This is a genomic window from Kineococcus sp. R86509 (assembly GCF_042466365.1).
Lineage (GTDB): Bacteria > Actinomycetota > Actinomycetes > Actinomycetales > Kineococcaceae > Kineococcus.
Map to the genome: position 1 here is coordinate 1,700,741 of NZ_JAXHCE010000001.1, position 17,916 is coordinate 1,718,656.

The window sequence follows — 17,916 nt, forward strand, 5'->3', positions numbered from 1 at the left end:
ATCGGGCGGAGGGTGGAGCCGACGTCCGTGCGGGAGGCCTCAGAGGGCCTTGAAGATCTCCCGGGCCAGGTTGGCGGTCTCGGACGGGGTCTTCCCGACCTTCACCCCGGCCGCCTCGAGGGCGTCCTGCTTGGCCTGGGCGGTACCCGCGGAGCCGGAGACGATCGCGCCGGCGTGGCCCATCGTCTTGCCCTCGGGGGCGGTGAAACCGGCGACGTAGCCGACGACCGGCTTCGTCACGTTGGCCTCGATGAACTTCGCGGCGCGTTCCTCGGCGTCGCCACCGATCTCACCGATCATCACGATGACGTCGGTGTCCGGGTCGTCCTGGAACGCCTGGAGGGCGTCGATGTGCGTGGTCCCGATGACCGGGTCGCCCCCGATGCCGACGGCGGAGGAGAAGCCGATGTCGCGCAGCTCGTACATCATCTGGTAGGTCAGCGTCCCCGACTTCGAGACCAGCCCGATGCGTCCGGGCGGGGTGATGTCGGCCGGGATGATGCCGACGTTCGACTTGCCGGGGCTGATGAGGCCGGGGCAGTTCGGCCCGATCAGCCGCGTCGTGCCCGAGGCGGCCGCGAGCGCGTAGAACTCCGCCGAGTCGTGCACCGGGACACCCTCGGTGATGACGACGACGAGGGGGGTCTCGGCCTCGATGGCCTCGACCACGGCACCCTTGGTGAACTTCGCCGGGACGAAGATGACCGTGACGTCGGCGCCGGTGGCCTCGCGGGCCTCACCGACGGAGGAGAACACCGGGACCTGGACGGGCGAGCCGTCCGCCCCGGTGAACTCGACGGACTGACCGCCCTTGCCGGGGGTCACCCCGCCGACGATCTGCGTGCCGGAGGTCAGCATCCGCTGGGTGTGCTTGCGTCCCTCGGACCCGGTCATCCCCTGCACGAGGACCTTGGAGTCGGAGTTGATGAAGATCGACATCGTTCAGGCCCCCACGTTCGCCAGCTCGGCGGCCTTGTCGGCCGCACCGTCCATCGTGTCCACGACCGTCACGAGGGGGTGGGCCGCCTCCGCGAGGATGCGGCGCCCCTCCTCGACGTTGTTGCCGTCGAGGCGGACGACGAGGGGTTTGGTGGCCTCGTCGCCGAGGATCCCCAGCGCCGAGACGATGCCCTTGGCGACCTCGTCGCAGGCGGTGATGCCGCCAAAGACGTTGACGAACACGCTCTTGACCTGCGTGTCGTTGAGGATGACGTCGAGGCCGTTGGCCATGACCTGGGCGGAGGCACCGCCGCCGATGTCGAGGAAGTTCGCCGGCTTCACCCCGCCGTGCTTCTCCCCCGCGTAGGCGACGACGTCGAGGGTCGACATGACCAGCCCGGCGCCGTTGCCGATGATGCCGACCGCACCGTCGAGCTTGACGTAGTTGAGGTTGAGCGCCTTCGCCTTGGCCTCCAACGGGTCCGCCGCGGCGGCGTCGACCAGTTCGAGGTGGGCGGGGTGGCGGAAGTCGGCGTTCTCGTCCAGCGTCACCTTGCCGTCGAGGGCGACGATGTCGCCGGACTCGGTGCGCACCAGCGGGTTCACCTCGACGAGCGTGGCGTCCTCGGCGGTGAAGACCGCCCAGAGCTTCACGAACACGTCGGCGACCTTCTCCCGCAGCTCCTCCGGGAACCCGGCGGCCTCCGCGATCTCGGCGGCCTTCGCGGCGTCGATGCCGGTCAGCGCGTCGACGGCGACCCGGGCCAGCGCCTCGGGGCGCTCCACCGCGAGCTGCTCGATCTCCATGCCGCCCTCGACGCTGGCCATCGCCAGGTAGGTGCGGTTGGAGCGGTCGAGCAGCACCGAGAAGTAGAACTCCTCGGCGATCTTCGCGCCCTCCGCGATCATCACCTGGTGGACGGTGTGTCCCTTGATGTCCATCCCGAGGATCTCGCCGGCCTTCTCGGCCGTCTCCTCGGGGCTGTGGGCGAGCTTGACGCCGCCGGCCTTGCCGCGGCCGCCGACCTTCACCTGCGCCTTCACCACGACCGTGCCGCCACCCATCGCCTCGGCGGCCGCCCGGGCCTCCTCGGGGGTGGTGGCGACCTTGCCGTCCAGCACGGGTACGCCGTGCGCCGCGAAGAGGTCGCGCGCCTGGTACTCGAAGAGGTCCACCAGTGTTCTCCGTCTTCCTCGTCTTCGGTCGGAAGTTGAACTGACGTGCCGGACGGGCACCTCTCCAGGGTCACTGGTCGGGCGTCCTTCGTCGGCCGGCACCGGGCGCTCAGCACCCTAGCCCCGGGGCCGGCAACGCTCGCGACCAGGGCGGGAGACCCCCGTCACAGCGGTGATCAACCTCCGCCGGGCAGGACGCGGACGCCCCCGACGCCGTCGCGCGGACGGCGGGGCAGCCCCGAGAGCGGGAGCCGACGAGGACCACGGCCCGAGCCGCAGGGTCACTCCCGGTGCTCGCCCGGCGGGACGACCCGCACCCGGACCGTGCCCGCGAACTCGTCGACGAGCGTGGCGAGCTGGTTCCCGTGGGCGAGGGCGATCCAGGTGGAGCTCAGCACCACCCGGCCGGGGACCCCGTCCGGGCGCACCAGCACGTCGACCCCCTCGGTGACCGGGGACTCCCCCTCCCGCGGGACGACGACGGAGCGGACCCGCAGCGCCGGCCCCGCGGGCAGCACGACCTCGCGGACGTCGGCGCGCGGGTCGACGCCGGGGATCCCGACGCCGAACCGTTCCTCGGCCCAGGCCGTGAAGTCGTCCTCGGGCCGGGCCAGGACGTCGAGCCACACCGGGGTCGGGTCCTCGGGGTGGCCCACGTGGGCGAAGGCCACCCCGCCCCGGTCGCGGATGAGGTCGCGGGCCCAGCGGGTGACGGCGGCGAGCGGCGCTGCGGCGGCGTCGACCGCGGCGCGGTCCACGATCTCCCCGGCGAGTTCGAGGTCCTCCGCGAGGAAGCGGTGGACGGCCAGGGCGTACTCCCGGGCGTCGAAGTCCTCGTCGAGGTTGATCGCGACCCAGCCCGCAGGCGCCTCGACGACCAGTTCCAGTTCGACGACGTCGTCCACGTCGGTACCCCTTCCCGTCGGCGGGCAGTGCACCACGTCGTCCAGCGCGGTGTCGCCGCGACCGTGTCGGCTACGGACCCCGTTCGCGGCGCTCCGACGACCGCGCCAGGATGGCGACACCATGGACACCACAGCTGCCGACCTCGAAACCGTGCTCGCCACCGCCGCCGCCGCACGACGTCCGCTGGCCCGCACCACCCCCGCCTGGCGCGCCGACGCGCTCGACGCCGTCGCCCGGGCCCTGGAGGACGCCCGGACCGAACTGGTGGCGCTCGCCGCCGCCGAGTCGCACCTGCCGCAACCCCGGCTGAACGGGGAACTGACCCGCACCGCCTTCCAGGCCCGGCTCTTCGCCTCCGGCCTGCGCGACGGCTCGCTCGTCCCCGCCACCGTCGACCACGCCGACCCGGACTGGGGCATGGGCCCGCGTCCCGACATCCGGCGGACGGTCGTGCCGATCGGTCCCGTCCTCGTCTTCGCCGCCAGCAACTTCCCGTTCGCGTTCAGCGTCTTCGGCGGCGACTCCGCCTCGGCGTTCGCGGCGGGTTGTCCCGTCGTCGTGAAGGCGCACCCCGGTCACCCCGAGCTGTCCCGCCGCACGGCGGACCTCGTCGTCGGGGCCCTGCGGGCGGCCGGTGCCCCGGACGGTTCCTTCGCCCTCGTCGAGGGGGTCGACGCCTCCGTCGCGGCGTTGCGCGACCCGCGCGTCAAGGCGGCGGGTTTCACCGGGTCGCTGCGCGGCGGGCGGGCGTTGTTCGACATCGCGACCTCCCGGCCCGACCCCATCCCCTTCTACGGCGAACTCGGCAGCGTCAACCCCGTCGTCGTCACCCCGTCGGCCTGGGCGCAACGGCCCGCCGACATCGCGCAGGGGTGGGCGGGGTCGCTCACCCTGGGTGCCGGGCAGTTCTGCACCAACCCCGGCGTCGTCCTGGTCCCCGACGTCGACGCCTTCACCGCCGCGGTCGAACTCCCGGTCCCCGGCCCGATGCTCAACCCCGCCATCGTCGAGGGTTTCGCCCGCAGCACGGACGAACTGCGCTCCCAGCCCGGGGTCGGCACGGCCCTGCAGGGCGAGCCCAGCGCCGAAGGCGTCCGGGCCGAGGTCCTCACCACCTCGGCGGCGGAGGTCCTCGAGAACCCCCACGTCCTCGACATCGAGGCGTTCGGCCCCGCCGGCCTCGTCGTCGGGTACTCCTCGCCGGAGGAACTCCTGCAGGTCCTCGACGTCTTCCCCGGCCAGCTCACGGGGTCCGTGCACGCCGCGGACGACGACGAGCTCGCCGCCGAGGTGGCCCTGGTCCTCGCCGACCACGTCGGCCGGGTGGTCTGGAACGACTGGCCGACCGGCGTCACCGTCGCCGCCGCCCAGCAGCACGGCGGTCCCTACCCCGCCACGACCGCGCCGTTGTCGACGTCGGTGGGTACGGCCGCGATCGAGCGGTGGCAGCGTCCCGTGGCCTTCCAGGGGGTTCCCACCGCCGCCCTCCCCGCGCAGCTGCGCGACGGGGAACAGACCGAGGACCGGAGGAACCCGTGAGCACCCGCCCCGACCAGTTCAGCACCGGCGACGACCCGATCGCCTCGGCGCTCGCCGGTTTCGCCCGCGCCCACGGCGCCACCGTCCGGGTCAGCCTCGACCCGGCCTACGTGGTCGCCGCCGACCCCGCACCCACCCGTCGGGTGGCGCTCGTCTCGGGCGGGGGTTCGGGCCACGAACCGCTGCACACGGGCTTCGTGGGCCGGGGCGGGCTGGACGCCGCGATCCCCGGTCAGGTGTTCGCCTCCCCGCACAACCAGCAGATCTTCGCCGGCGCCCGCGCGGCCGCCCTGCCCGGCGGTGTCCTGCTGGTCGTGAAGAACTACACCGGGGACGTCATCAACTTCCGCATCGCCGCGGAACGACTGCGCGCCGAGGGGATCGACGTCGAGACGGTCCTCGTCGACGACGACCTCGCGACCGAGAACGAGGCGGCGGAGACCGGCCGGCGGGGAACCGGGGCGACGGTCCTCGTCGAGAAGGTCCTCGCCGCCGCGGCCGACTCCGGGGCGTCGCTCGCCGACCTCGCCGACCTCGGCCGCCGCGTCGTCGCGGCCTCCCGCAGCCTCGCCGTCGCCTCCCGGGCGCACACCGCTCCCGGCGGGACCGGACCCGCGTTCGACCTGCCCGCCGGGCAGTTGGAGTACGGGGTCGGGATCCACGGCGAACGGGCGGTCTCCACCATCGACCGGCCCGGCAGCGAGGAGGTCGTGGACCGCATGCTGCAGGAACTCCTCGCCGCGGTCCCCGCCACCCCCACCGGGTACGCGGTCCTGGTGAACGGTCTCGGCGCCGCGACCGGGCTGGAGGTCTACTCGGTGCTGGACCGGGTGGCGCAGGGACTGGACGAGCGGGGTCTCACGCTGGCGGCGGCACTGGCCGGGACCTACGTGGCGGCCCTGGACATGCGGGGTTTCTCGATCACCCTGACGGCCCTGGAACCCGGGTGGGTCGAGCACCTGGCCGCCCCCACGGCCACCCCCGCGCTGCCCAGCACCGAACCCGTAGGCACCGTGGTCGCGGCGGCGGCGCAGGCCGACACCGGTGGACGCGAGGTCCGCGACGACCCGTTCCTCACCGCGCTCGGCCGTCTCGTGAGCGCGGCGAAACCCGAGCTGACGCGCCTGGACCAGGTCACCGGCGACGGCGACTTCGGCGACAACCTCGACGGCGGGACCCGCACGGCCCTCGCCTCGCGCGTGGCCGAGGACGAACCGCAACCGGGGCTGCGTGCGGTGGAGCAGGCGTTCCTCGACCACGTCGGGGGTTCCAGCGGCCCGCTCTACGGGTTGCTCTTCCAGAACCTGCGCACCGCGCTGACCGACGGTTCGGGCGTGGACGCCGTGCGCGCCGGGCTGCGTTCCGCGCTCGAGGCCGTGCAGCGCGTCGGTGGTGCCCGCCCGGGCGACCGGACGATGGCGGACACCCTGCACGCGGCCGCGAACTCGAGCGGTGACGCCGCGGACCTGCTGCGGGCCGCGGTGGACGGGGCGGCCGCGACGGCCGACCTGCTGCCCCGCCGGGGCCGCGCGAGCTACCTGGGCGAACGTGCCCTCGGAACCCCCGACCCCGGCGCCGTCGGGGTCGCGATCGTGCTCGCCGCGCTCGTCGAGGTCATCGACCCGACGGTCGACGCGGCCGCACTCGTCAACCCCTGGACCTGAGGAGCAACCGTGCACGTCGTCGTCACCGGGGCCACCGGCCACATCGGCAGCTACCTCGTCCCGCGCCTGGTGCGGGCCGGGCACCGGGTGAGCGCGGTGACCCGCGGAACCCGCGAGCCCTACCACCCCGACCCGGCCTGGGAACAGGTCGACCGGGTCGTCCTCGACCGCGACGCCGACACCTTCGGCGCGGACCTCGTGGACCTGCGACCCGACGCCGTCGTCGACCTGGTCTGCTTCACCCCGGACTCCGCGCGCCGGCTGGTCGAGGCGTTGCGCCCGACCGGCGCGTTCCTGGCCCACTGCGGCACGATCTGGGTCCACGGCCGGGCGGCGTTCTCGCCGTTGCGCGAGGACGACCCCCGCGAGCCGTTCGGGGAGTACGGGACGCAGAAGAACGCGATCGAGGAACTGCTGCTCGCCGAGACCCGTTCCGGCGGGCTGCGGAGCACCGTCCTGCACCCCGGCCACATCAGCGGCCCGGGCTGGCCCGTCATCACCCCGCTGGGCAACCTCGACCCCGCCGTGTGGGAGCGGCTGTCGAGCGGCGGGGAACTCCTCGTCCCCGGACTCGGGCTGGAGACGATGCACCACGTCCACGCCGACGACGTGGCCCAGGGGTTCGAGCTCGCCGTGGCGAACCCGGAGGCCGCCGCCGGTGAGAGCTTCCACGTCGTCTCCGACCGGGCGCTGACGGCGCACGGTTTCGCCGAGGCCGCCGCGGGGTGGTGGGGACGGACCGCGAACCTGCGGTTCGTGAGCTGGGAGGAGTTCCGCGGGGCCTACGGCGAGCACGCCGACGCGAGCTGGGAGCACCTGTCGCGCAGCCACTCCGCCAGCACCGGGAAGGCCCGGCGCCTCCTCGGATACTCCCCCGGGTTCAGCTCGCTGGAGACGGCCCGCGCGGCGGTGGAGGCGATGGGTCTGCTGCCCGGCTGACCCCCGGTCTCAACCCAGCAGGGGTCCGAGCGCCTTCGCCACCCCGTGCAGGCGCGAGGCGTAGCCGGCGACCCCGATCGTCGCGGTCGTCGGGCAGGTCGCGAGCAGGACGGCGACGAGTTCGTCGTCGGGGTTGCGCACCGCGACGGCGAGCGCCGTGAGCCCGCGGACGGGGTCGTCGTCGTACCGGCACTCGGCGCAGCCGGCGAGGACCTCGGCCACGGCCGACCCGAGCGGGGCGGGACCGCCGTGGCCGACGGGCAGGCCCACGTCGGGGTCGGCGTCGGCCACCCGGACGAGGCCGCCGCGGACGACGAGCAGGTGCACGGCCGCCCGGACCCCGCTGCGCAGGTGACGGAGTTCCTCGCGGACGGCGCTCACCAGAGCGACCGGGGCGGCCGCGTCGACGAGCGCGCCGACCCGCGCCCCGAGGGCGAAGCCCGAGAGGTCGGGCATCCGGACGAGCAGTTCCTCGGCCACCAGGAGGTTCAGCAGCCGGTAGGCCGTCGCCCGGGGGATCCCGGTCGCCGCGGCCAGTTCCGCGGCGCTGACCCCCGGTCCGGCGTGGGCGACGGCCTCGAGCAGGTGCACGGCCGAGGTGATCGCCTTCGGCTGGCGTCCGGTGAGGTCGCTCACGACAGCACGTCCCGCCGGACGGTCTCGTCGTAGAGGCCGATCCCGGCGACCAGCGACGGCCGCCGCACCCGCAGCACGACGGCCCGCACGACGCCGAGGCCCAGCAGCGCGGACGCGGTGAGCACCCACCCGCCCCCGGCGGACACGGCCCACGCCGTGCAGGCCCCGAGGACCGCGACCAGCGCGAGCGAGGCGACGACGGCGACCACCACCGGCGGCGCGGTCAGTTCCCCGATGCGGTGCAGGAAGAACGGTGCCGCGAGGCAGACCAGGACGTAGCCGCCGACGTAGCCGCAGGTGCCGACGACGAGCAGACCCCGCAGCGTGTCGGCCGGGGAGACCCCGAGCAGCAGGACCCCTGCGGGGACCGCCACGGCGAGGGCCGTCGCGACGACCACGGCGAGGGCAGGGGTCCCGCGCGGTCCCGTGCGCCCGAGCGCACGGGGGACGACCCCTTCGCGGCCCATCGTGAACACGAGTCGCACCAGGGCGGTGAGCGACCCGGAGGCGCACCCGACGAAGGAGGCGAGGATCCCGAGTTCGAGGACGGCGGCGAGCGTCGGGTCGGCGAGCACCGACACTGCGGCGGCCAGCGGGAGCGGTGCCCCGCCGAGCCCCGGGGTGCCCGCGAAGACGACGGCCTGCGCGGCGGCGGCGAGGACGTAGAGCAGGCCGGAGGTCAGCGCGGTCCAGCGGACCACCCGGGGCACGACGGAGAGCGGTCGACGGCTCTCGCTGGCCAGCGACCCGGCGCTCTCGAAACCGACGAAGGCCGTGACCGCCAGCAGCAGACCCTGTCCGCCGGGACCGAACGGGTGTCCCCCGCCGTCGAGGACGACGGAGGGGTGCGGGACGCCGTACCGGGAGAACGCCGCGGCGAGCGCGATCCCCAGGACCACGACGACGATCGAGATCGAGACGACCTCCAGGGCCAGTCCCAGCCGGGCCGAGACCCCCGCCCCCCGGACCGAGAAACCCGCGACGAGAACTCCGAGCAGCGTGATCGTGAGAACGACGGGAACCGGTCCGGAAACCCCGGGCGCCACCTCCTCCACGAGCGCGACGCCGGAGGTCGCCGCCCCCGTCAACGCCCCCGCGACGAGGAACCCGTACCCCACGACGAGGGCACCTCCCGCGATGGTGGCCGCCGTCCCGCCGAGCCCCTTGGCGGTGAAGGAGTACAGCGAACCCGGGGCGACCATCCGCCGGCTGAACTGCCCGACGGAGGAACTCACGAGGAGCACGACGACGGTGGCCGCGAGGTAGGCCAGGGCCGAGGGCGGGGCACCGGCGAGGGCGAACGCCTGCCCCGGCGAGGTGGCCATCGCGGCGGCGGGTGCGGTGGCCGCGACGGACTGCGCGAGCACCTCGAGCGGGCCGAGGCGTCGACGGCGCAACCCGGTGACCGGGGAGGTGGGACGCAGCACCGGTACCGTCACGAGGACCTCACGAGGGCACCGTGCCCGGCCCGTGTTTCGTCGGTGTTGCGCGGGTGTTTCACCTCGTGCGCGGCGAACGGGACGGCGGGCGAGATCCCGTCCCGATCGGTGGAACCCCTCGTCACACGCGGGCAACGTCGTGGAAACCGGAGCCCGCGAGGATCGGTGCGGGCGGTCGGCCGACCGCCCGCAGGCCCTCCTGAGGAGCGTCATGGCGTCCACGACGAACAGCACCGTTGCGCCCCCGGTCGAGGAACGTCGGCTGAGCGGGAAGCTCGGCGTCGGCTCGATCGTCTTCATGGTCGTCGCGGCGGCGGCCCCGCTGACCGTCGTCGGCGGCAGCGTCCCGATCGGCATCAGCATCGGCAACGGCGCCGGGTACCCCGCGATGTACGCGATCGGCGCGGTCATCCTGTTCTTCTTCGCCGTGGGTTTCGTGGCGATGACCCGCTACGTCCCGAACGCCGGTGCGTTCTACACCTACATCGGCGCCGGCCTCGGCCGGCTGCACGGCCTCGGCGGTTCGTTCCTCGCCCTGCTGACCTACCAGACCATCCAGGCCGCGGTGTACGGCTACCTCGGTGCGGCGCTGGGTGGGGTCGTGCACGACGACCTCGGCGGGCCCGACCTCCCCTGGTGGGTGTGGGCGGGTCTCTCGATCGCCGTCGTCGGGTTGCTCGGGTTCCGCCACATCGACCTCTCCAGCAAGGTCCTCGGCGTCCTGCTCGTCGCGGAGATCGGGATCGTCCTCGTGGTCGACGCGGGCGTCGTCCTCTCCGGCGGCGGGGACGAGGGTTTCTCGACCGCGTCGATCACCCCGTCCGGGATCGCGTCCGGCGCCCCCGGCATCGGCCTGATGTTCGCCCTCGCCGGGTTCATCGGGTTCGAGTGCACCGCGGTCTTCCGCGACGAGGCGCGCGACCCCGACAAGACCATCCCCCGCGCGACCTACGCCTCGCTGGCCCTCATCGGGGTCTTCTACACGCTGTCCGCGTGGTCGATCGTCTCGGCCTGGGGCGACCAGGGGGCGGTCGCGGAGGCGGGCAGCGACCCCGAGGGCATGGTCGTGCGGACCGCGACCGACTACGTGGGTAGGGTCGCCGGCGACGTGGTCCAGGCGCTGCTGCTGACCAGCCTCTTCGCCTGCGTGCTGTCCTTCCACAACGTCATCAACCGCTACGTGTTCTCCATGGCCAACACGGGCGTCCTGCCGCGCTCGTGGGGGCGCAGCCACCACCGCCACCACTCCCCGCACGTCGCCTCGCTGCTGCAGACGGGGGCCTCGGTCGTCCTCGTCGCGGTCTTCGTCGCGGCCGGCCTGGACCCGATCCTGCAGGTCTACACGTGGATGTCGGGCGTCGCGACGCTCGGGTTCATCCTGCTGATGCTGCTGACCTGCGTCGCCGTCCTGGTGTTCTTCGCGCGCAACCGCGTCGACACCCGCGTCTGGAACACCAGGGTCGCCCCGGCCGTCGGGGTCGTGGGGCTCGGTTTCACCGCCTACCTCACGGCGACGAACTTCGGGTTGCTCGTCGGCGGGTGGACCGTCGGTGCCGTCTTCCTCGTCCTGACGATCGCCTCCTACCTCGTGGGCCCGCTCGTCGGAGCGCTCAAACCCAGCGCCGACCCGATGGCCGTCTCCGAGTTCGAAGCCGCCCTCGACGCGGGCGCCGAGGTGCCCGCGCAGATCCGTTCCACGTCCGCCACGGAGGACCACGCATGAGCCTGCTCGACACCCCCACCGACCTCTCGCTGACCTCGGGTCCGGACCACCCCCTCGACCGCCTGAGCGCGGGCGAGATCGACGCGACCCGCGAACTGCTGGCCGACACCCTGACCCCGACGACGCGGTTCGCCTACCTCGGGCTGCTGGAACCCCCCAAGGCCGAGGTCCTCGCGTTCTCCCCCGGCGACCCGATCTCGCGGACCGTCCGGGCGCTGCTGCTGGACACCGCGACCGGCGTCGGGCGCGACGTGCGGGTCTCGCTGTCGGAGCACCGGGTCCTCTCCGACCACACGATCGACGGCCCGACGCAGGGACACGTCCCGATCCTCGAGGAGGAGTTCGCGGCGATCGACCCGATCGTCGCGGCCGACGAACGCTGGGTCGCCGCCCTCGCCGCCCGTGGCCTCACCGTCTCCGACGTCGTGACCGTCCCGCTCTCGGCCGGTCACTACGACGACATCCCCGCGACCGACCCGGGCGCCTCCCGCATCATGCGGGTGTTCGCGTTCCAGCAGCCGGACGCGCAGGCGCTGCCCTGGGCGCACCCCGTCGACGGGGTCGTCGCCTACGTCGACCTCTCCGCCCAGAAGGTCCTGCACGTCCTGGACCACCAGCGGTTCACCGTCCCGCAGCAGACGGGGAACTGGAACGAGGCCCCGCACGCCCAGCCGGAACGCACCGACCTCAAACCCATCTCGATCACCCAGCCCGAGGGTCCGAGCTTCTCCGTCGACGGCGACGTCGTCACCTGGCAGGGCTGGAAGGTCCGGGTCGGTTTCGACCCGCGAGAGGGGCTGACCCTGCACCAGCTCTCCGTCGCCGACGTCACCGGACCGGACCCGGAGGCCCGTCGCGACGTGGTGTACCGGGCCTCGATCGCGGAGATGGTCGTGCCCTACGCCGACCCGTCGCCGGTGCGGTTCTGGCAGAACTACTTCGACACCGGCGAGTACCTCTTCGGCCGGTTCGTGAACTCCCTCGCGCTGGGCTGCGACTGCCTCGGCGAGATCCACTACTTCGACGCCGTGATGGCCGACGAGACGGGTCACCCGAAGGACGTGCAGAACGCGATCTGCCTGCACGAGGAGGACTACGGGGTGCTCTGGAAGCACTCCGACATGTTCAACGGCATGAACGAGACCCGCCGTCAGCGCCGGTTGGTGATCTCCTTCTTCACCACCATCGGGAACTACGACTACGGGTTCTACTGGTACCTCTACCTCGACGGCACCATCGAGCTCGAGGCCAAGGCCACCGGGGTCGTGTTCACCGCCGCCTACCCCGAGGAGGGGTTGGAGTTCTCCACCGAGATCGCCCCCGGTCTGGCCGCACCGTTCCACCAGCACCTCTTCTCGGCCCGGCTCGACATGATGGTCGACGGCCTCGCGAACGCCGTCGAGGAGGTCGACGCGGTGCGGGTCCCCCGCGGCGAGGGGAACCCCTACGGCAACGCGTTCGCCCGCAAGGCGACCCGGCTGACGAGCGAGGCCCACGCCCAGCGCGAGGCCAACGGCGCCGCGGGCCGGGTGTGGCACGTGCTGAACACCGAGCGGAAGAACGCGCTGGGACAGCCCACCGGCTACGCCCTGCACCCCGAGCACCAGCCGCTGCTGCTGGCCGACGAGACGAGTTCGGTCCACGACCGGGCGACGTTCGGCACGAAGCACCTGTGGGTGACGCAGTACGACCCGGAGGAGCGCTACCCGGCGGGGGACCTGGTGAACCAGAACCCGGGCGGGGCCGGGTTGCCCGCGTTCGTCGCGGGTGACCGCGACCTCGACGGCCAGGACCTGGTCCTGTGGCACACGTTCGGGTTGACGCACTTCCCCCGCCCGGAGGACTGGCCGATCATGCCGGTCGACTACGCGGGGTTCACCCTGAAGCCGGTCGGGTTCTTCGACCGCAACCCCGCGCTCGGCGTGCCGGTGGCGAAGCCCTCCCACGGGTCGGGCGGAGGGGGATGCTGCACCTCGTGAACCGTCCGCGCTCCGCGACCCACCGGGAGGCCCACGCCTCCCGGTGGGTCGCGGTGACCGGGGTGGTCGCAGCGGTCCTGCACGTGCCGCTGGCGATCGCCCACGCGGGAGCCTCCCTCCCCCTGGCGGGGGTGCTGCTGGTGATGTCGCTGGTCTGCCTGCCGTGCGCGGGCCACCTGTGGCGCAGCCCGTCCCACCGGACGTGGGCCCTGGTCGCCGCTGTCGGCACGGTGGTGCTGCTGACCCACGCGGCCCTGCTGGTGACCCCCGCCGGCGGCTCCGCATCGGTGCTCTCCCTCCGCGGGCACGCCGGTCACACCACGACCCTCGCCGATCCCTGGCACTCGCCCGTCCTGCTCGCGCTGGTGTCGGTCCTCACGCTGGCCCAGGTCGCGACGTGCCTCCACCTCCTGGTCGGCCGGCCCCACCTCCTGCGGGAGCGTGGAACGATGCGGGGGTGACGCAGCACCACCCCCTCGACAACCCCGTCTGGTCGTCGTTGGCGACGACCCACGCCCACCTCGCCGAGGGGACGGGCGAGGGCCGGCGGTTCCCGGTGGACGTGTCCCCCTTCTCCGGGGTCGCCGACCAGGGCGACCCCCGGGGCTGGCACGACCTCGCCGACGTCGCCGGTCCGGGCGTCCTGCTCCTCGTCCCCGCCCTGGCCGTGACGCCGCCGGAGGGTTTCACGGTGACGGCCCGCCTCCCGGGCGTGCAGCTGGTGGCGACCGACGCGCTGCGGACCGAACCCTCGCCGCACGCCGTGGAACTGGACGACCAGGACGTCGACGACATGCTCGACCTGGTCTCGCGCACGCAACCCGGCCCGTTCGGGCGGCGGACCCGGCTGCTGGGCCGCTACCTCGGGATCCGGGAGGACGGCCGGCTGCTGGCCCTGGCCGGCGAACGCCTGCACCCCACCGGGGCGACCGAGATCAGCGCCGTCTGCACCGATCCGAGCGCCCGCGGCCGCGGGCTGGCGACGTCGCTGGTCCGGGCCGTCGCCCAGGGCGTCCGCGACCGCGGCGAGCTCCCCTTCCTGCACGCCGCCGCGCACAACACCGGCGCGATCCGGCTCTACGAGAGCCTGGGTTTCGCCCTGCGACGGACGCTCGACTTCGCCACCGTCCGCACCCCCGGGACGCCCGCTCCCTGAACGAGCGGGAGGCGGCGGTGGGTGCAGGCCCGTGTCCGTCCCGGCGCGGCGGTGACCCGGACCGCACTCCTCTAGAGTCGGGTCATGGCGCGTTTCGTGGAGGTCCACCCCGAGAACCCGCAACCCCGGTCGATCGCGCAACTCGCGGCGGTGCTGCGGGAGGACGGCCTCATCGCCTACCCGACGGACTCCTGCTACGCGCTGGGTTGCCGCCTCGACAGCCACACCGGCGCCGACCGCATCCGTCGCATCCGGCAGCTGGACGACAAGCACCACTTCACGCTGATCTGCTCGGACTTCGCCCAGCTCGGGCAGTTCGTGCACCTCGACAACGCGCAGTTCCGTGCCATCAAGGCCGCGACGCCGAACCCGTACACCTTCATCCTGCCGGCGACCAAGGAGGTCCCCCGGCGGTTCGCGCACCCCAAGAAGAAGACCGTGGGCGTCCGCATCCCGGACCACCGGTTCGTCCGGGCGCTGCTCACGGAACTCGGCGAACCCCTGCTCTCCAGCACCCTGCTGCTGCCCGGCCACGAGGAACCCCTGACCGACGGCTGGACGATCAAGGAGGAACTCGACCACGTCGTCGACGCGGTGGTCGACGCCGGTGAGTGCGGGACGTCGCCGACGACCGTCGTGGACTGGTCGGAGGGATATCCCGAGGTCGTCCGGGTCGGAGCCGGCGACCCCGACCGCTTCTCCTGACCCGGGTCCGGGCGGGCGACGGGGGTCGCCGGGACCTGTGACCAAGTCGTGACCGCGTGTGTCACACCAGGTTCAGCGGGCGATCACGGCTAATTCGTGACAGGGTTCGGCCGCGCCGCGGAGACGAACACCGTCTCTGCGCCAGGCCCACAGGATCCCGTGGGCTGAACTGATCTTGGAGGAACACATGCACGTCGACGGAATCATCTCGGCCATCGTCATCGGAGCGATCATCGGCGTCCTCGCGCGCCTGGTCCTGCCCGGCCGCCAGAACATCTCCATCCTGCTGACCATCATCGTTGGCATCGTGGCGGCCTTCATCGGCACGGCGCTGGCCCGCGCGATCGGCGTGGACAACACGCCGCGCATCGACTGGATCGAGATCATCCTCCAGGTCGTCGTCGCGGCCGTCGGCGTCACGATCGTCGGGTCGCTCCGCGGCCGTCGTCGCTGACCCAGGTGCTGTCGCCGGTCCTCTTCACCCTCGCGGGGGCCAGTGCCCTCGTCGCGGCCCTGCTGCCGCGGGTGGTGGACCGGCTCCCGGTCAACCTGCCGATGGCCTTCCTCGGGGCCGGGGTCCTGCTGGGCCTCGTCCCGGGGTTGCCGTCGGTCGACCCGCTGAAGCACCGCGAGGCCACCCAGCACGTCACCGAGCTGGTCGTGATCATCTCGTTGATGGGGGCGGGTCTCGCTCTCGACCGAGCCGTCGGGTGGCGCCGTTGGGCGTCCACCTGGCGGCTCCTCGCCGTGGCGATGCCGCTGACGATCGCGGCCGTCGCGTGGGCGGGGTGGCTGGCCGGTCTGCCGGTGGCCGCGGCCCTGCTGCTGGGCGCGGCCCTCGCCCCCACCGACCCCGTCCTCGCCAGTGACGTCCAGGTCGGGGAACCCGCCGACGAGGACAACACCGAGGACGAGGTCCGCTTCGCCCTGACCAGCGAGGCCGGCCTGAACGACGGTGCGGCCTTCCCGATCGTGCACCTCGCCGTCGTCCTCGCGGGCACGGGACTGTCCGTCGTGGCGCTGCGCGACTGGTTCCTCGAGGACGTCGCCCTCCGTGGCGTCGTCGGCGTGGCCTCCGGCCTGCTCATCGGCTGGGTCCTGGGGCGACTGTTCTTCCACTCCCCGCTCCCGTCGCTGCGCCTCGCCGACAACGCCGAGGGGTTCACCGCCCTCGCCGTGACCTTCCTGGCCTACGGGGTCACCGAACTCGTCCACGGGTACGGCTTCGTCGCGGTCTTCGTGGCCGCCTGCACGATCCGCTCCGCCGAGCGGGCCCACGGGGCGCACAAGGTGGCGCACGAGTTCGTCGAGCAGATCGAGCGCATGCTCACGTCGTGGCTGCTGCTGCTGCTCGGTGCGGCCCTCACCGACGGGTTGCTGGCTGCCCTCACGTGGCGCCTGGCCCTGGTCGGCGTGCTGCTCATCGTCGTGATCCGCCCCGTCGTGGGGTACCTGAGCCTGGCCCGCACCGCCGGCGGACCCCGCGAGCGCTGGGTCATCGGGAGCTTCGGGGTCCGCGGCATCGGCTCGTTGTTCTACCTCGCCTACGCCCTCGGGGAGGGCGAGTTCCCCGGCGAGGAGCTCTGGGCCGCAGTCGGTTTCACCATCGCCCTGTCGGTCTTCGTCCACGGCCTCACGGCCGGCCCGATCGTGCGCAGGCTCGACGCGGCGAGGTTCCGCCACGCCCCCACCGACCACCGCGGGGACGTCGCGGGCACCCACCTCTGACGGGTCACCCAATTACTCGATCACCAGCCCATGGTGCCCGGTGCGCCCTTGAAGGGGCCCGTCACCTCGGAGCTGATCCACCCGCCGTAGAAGTCGCCCTCCTGCGCCAGCACCTCCTCGTCGTCGAGCAGGCAGCGCACCCCGGAGGGGTAGAACGCCAGCGCGCCGGTCAGGGCCTCGAAACCCGGGGTCGGCCGCGGGTAGGTCCAGGCGGCGCGGGGTCGCAGCACCTGCCCGTCCGCGCCGAGCAGGTCCACGTAGGACGCCTGTCCCTTCCACTCGCACCACGACCTGCCGTCCCCGGGGGCGATCGCGTCGGCGGGCACCGCGTCCCGTGCGACGTAGTACGTCGGCGGGTGCGAGGTCTCCAGGACCCGCCACGCTCGCCCCTCCTCGGGAGCCACGTCGACGAGGAGCCGACCCTCGGGGTCGTGGATCCGCACCCGTCGCGTCGCGACTTCCAGGCGCGGCGGACGGGGGTAGTCCCAGCAGGATTCGCTCACCCGCACAGCGTGCGGCCGGGACGGGATCAGCGCCAGGCGGCGAGGACGGCGTCGCCGAGCCGGTCCAGCGACGGGGAACGGATCTTCCACCGCTGCCAGTGCAGGACGACGTCGACCCCGCCGCCGGGCGCGAGGTCGACGAGCTCCCCCGCCCCGGCGGCCCCGATCTGCGCCGGGAGCAGCATCCCCCAGCCGAAGCCCCGCCGGACGGCCTCGCCGAAGTCCGCCGTCGCCGGGACGTGGTGACGGGGCGGGAGGGGGTGCCCGAACCCGCGCAACCAGTCGTCCTGCAGGTCGTCGTCGCGGTCGAAGACCACCACGGGCGCCCGCGCCAGCGCGTCCCGGTCGACCCCGCCGGGGAACCACCGGCGGGCGAAGTCCACCGACGCGCAGGGTTGGTAGTGCACGGACCCGAGGCGGGTGACCGAGCACCCCGCGACCGCTTCGGCCTGCGCGGTGACGGCCGCGACGACGCTGCCGTCGCGCAGCAGTTCGCTGGTGCGTTCCTGGTCCTCGCGGCGCAGGTCGAAGCAGAAGTCCCCCGCCAGCGGGGCGATGGCCGCGAGGAACCAGGTCGCGAGCGAGTCCGCGTTGACCGCGACGGGCAGCACGGGCATCCCGGACGCCTCGCCGAGTTCGCGTCCCGCGTCCGCGGCGAGCAGTTCGACCTCGCGCGCCAGCCGCAGCACCGTCCGGCCGGCCACGGTCGGGACGACGGGTTTCGAGCGCACGAGCAGCACCCGGCCGGCCGAGGACTCCAGCGCCCGGATCCGCTGGCTCACGGCCGAGGGGGTCACGTGCAGCGCACGGGCGGCGGCTTCGAACGTGCCCTCGGCGACGGCCGCCGCCAGCGCCCGCAGCTGTCCGAGGTCGAGGTCCACGAA

General features: G+C 73.3%; 17 protein-coding genes. 10 read left to right on the forward strand and 7 right to left on the reverse strand.

All coding sequences use genetic code 11. The annotated features are described in order from the left end of the window. Positions 1-39 precede the first annotated feature (39 nt). The 3 genes from sucD to SJY07_RS08090 form a co-directional block, all read right to left on the reverse strand. The gene (gene sucD / locus SJY07_RS08080) at positions 40-939 is read right to left on the reverse strand and encodes a succinate--CoA ligase subunit alpha (RefSeq protein ID WP_328294757.1); all 900 of its coding nucleotides are present in this window, start codon (positions 937-939) and stop codon (positions 40-42) included. Between the two features lie 3 nt (positions 940-942). Then, on the reverse strand, positions 943-2,115 hold the full coding sequence (gene sucC / locus SJY07_RS08085; protein WP_380158280.1) for an ADP-forming succinate--CoA ligase subunit beta: 1,173 nt from the start codon (positions 2,113-2,115) through the stop codon (positions 943-945). Between the two features lie 281 nt (positions 2,116-2,396). Then, on the reverse strand, positions 2,397-3,020 hold the full coding sequence (locus SJY07_RS08090; protein WP_380158282.1) for a hypothetical protein: 624 nt from the start codon (positions 3,018-3,020) through the stop codon (positions 2,397-2,399). Positions 3,021-3,141: 121 nt separating this feature from the next. On the opposite strand from SJY07_RS08090, the gene SJY07_RS08095 reads away from it, so the two are divergent. The 3 genes from SJY07_RS08095 to SJY07_RS08105 are packed head-to-tail and all read left to right on the forward strand — an operon-like array spanning position 3,142 to position 7,163. Continuing rightward, entirely contained in the window at positions 3,142-4,560 is a 1,419-nt protein-coding gene (locus SJY07_RS08095) for an aldehyde dehydrogenase (NADP(+)) (RefSeq protein ID WP_380158284.1), read from the forward strand. Then, complete coding sequence (locus tag SJY07_RS08100; protein WP_380158286.1) at positions 4,557-6,224, forward strand: dihydroxyacetone kinase subunit DhaK; 1,668 nt, start codon at positions 4,557-4,559, stop codon at positions 6,222-6,224. The genes SJY07_RS08095 and SJY07_RS08100 overlap by 4 nt, the downstream gene beginning before the upstream one ends. Before the next feature lie 9 nt (positions 6,225-6,233). Continuing rightward, positions 6,234-7,163 carry an NAD-dependent epimerase/dehydratase family protein gene (locus SJY07_RS08105; RefSeq protein WP_380158288.1) on the forward strand — a complete coding sequence of 310 codons (930 nt, stop codon included), beginning with the start codon at positions 6,234-6,236 and terminating at the stop codon, positions 7,161-7,163. A gap of 9 nt (positions 7,164-7,172) precedes the next feature. Here SJY07_RS08105 and SJY07_RS08110 read toward each other — a convergent pair whose 3' ends face one another. Beyond that, positions 7,173-7,799 carry a helix-turn-helix domain-containing protein gene (locus SJY07_RS08110; protein WP_328294751.1) on the reverse strand — a complete coding sequence of 209 codons (627 nt, stop codon included), beginning with the start codon at positions 7,797-7,799 and terminating at the stop codon, positions 7,173-7,175. Next, complete coding sequence (locus SJY07_RS08115) at positions 7,796-9,226, reverse strand: APC family permease (protein WP_380158291.1); 1,431 nt, start codon at positions 9,224-9,226, stop codon at positions 7,796-7,798. The genes SJY07_RS08110 and SJY07_RS08115 overlap by 4 nt, the downstream gene beginning before the upstream one ends. Positions 9,227-9,449: 223 nt before the next feature. Between SJY07_RS08115 and SJY07_RS08120 the strand changes: the two genes are divergently transcribed. The 7 genes from SJY07_RS08120 to SJY07_RS08150 all read left to right on the forward strand — a co-directional run bounded on the left by SJY07_RS08120 (position 9,450) and on the right by SJY07_RS08150 (position 16,529). Then, on the forward strand, positions 9,450-10,961 hold the full coding sequence (locus tag SJY07_RS08120) for an APC family permease (RefSeq protein ID WP_380158293.1): 1,512 nt from the start codon (positions 9,450-9,452) through the stop codon (positions 10,959-10,961). Then, complete coding sequence (locus SJY07_RS08125; protein ID WP_380158295.1) at positions 10,958-12,940, forward strand: primary-amine oxidase; 1,983 nt, start codon at positions 10,958-10,960, stop codon at positions 12,938-12,940. The genes SJY07_RS08120 and SJY07_RS08125 overlap by 4 nt, the downstream gene beginning before the upstream one ends. After that, positions 12,937-13,401: a hypothetical protein gene (locus SJY07_RS08130; protein ID WP_380158297.1), complete on the forward strand. Its 465-nt coding sequence runs from the start codon at positions 12,937-12,939 to the stop codon at positions 13,399-13,401. Before SJY07_RS08125 ends, SJY07_RS08130 begins: the two co-directional genes overlap by 4 nt. Then, positions 13,398-14,096, forward strand: coding sequence for a GNAT family N-acetyltransferase (locus tag SJY07_RS08135; protein WP_380158299.1), 699 nt, complete (start codon positions 13,398-13,400; stop codon positions 14,094-14,096). The genes SJY07_RS08130 and SJY07_RS08135 overlap by 4 nt, the downstream gene beginning before the upstream one ends. 84 nt (positions 14,097-14,180) lie before the next feature. Then, positions 14,181-14,801 carry an L-threonylcarbamoyladenylate synthase gene (locus SJY07_RS08140; RefSeq protein ID WP_328294745.1) on the forward strand — a complete coding sequence of 207 codons (621 nt, stop codon included), beginning with the start codon at positions 14,181-14,183 and terminating at the stop codon, positions 14,799-14,801. A gap of 187 nt (positions 14,802-14,988) precedes the next feature. Next, the gene (locus SJY07_RS08145) at positions 14,989-15,255 is read left to right on the forward strand and encodes a GlsB/YeaQ/YmgE family stress response membrane protein (RefSeq protein ID WP_380158302.1); all 267 of its coding nucleotides are present in this window, start codon (positions 14,989-14,991) and stop codon (positions 15,253-15,255) included. A 5-nt stretch (positions 15,256-15,260) separates the two neighbouring features. Next, on the forward strand, positions 15,261-16,529 hold the full coding sequence (locus tag SJY07_RS08150; RefSeq protein ID WP_380158304.1) for a cation:proton antiporter: 1,269 nt from the start codon (positions 15,261-15,263) through the stop codon (positions 16,527-16,529). A gap of 20 nt (positions 16,530-16,549) precedes the next feature. Here SJY07_RS08150 and SJY07_RS08155 read toward each other — a convergent pair whose 3' ends face one another. Together SJY07_RS08155 and SJY07_RS08160 are read right to left on the reverse strand one after the other, a co-directional pair. Then, positions 16,550-17,032 carry a DUF427 domain-containing protein gene (locus SJY07_RS08155; protein WP_380158306.1) on the reverse strand — a complete coding sequence of 161 codons (483 nt, stop codon included), beginning with the start codon at positions 17,030-17,032 and terminating at the stop codon, positions 16,550-16,552. 26 nt (positions 17,033-17,058) lie between these two features. Next, positions 17,059-17,913, reverse strand: coding sequence for a LysR family transcriptional regulator ArgP (locus tag SJY07_RS08160; protein ID WP_380158308.1), 855 nt, complete (start codon positions 17,911-17,913; stop codon positions 17,059-17,061). Positions 17,914-17,916: the final 3 nt, after the last annotated feature.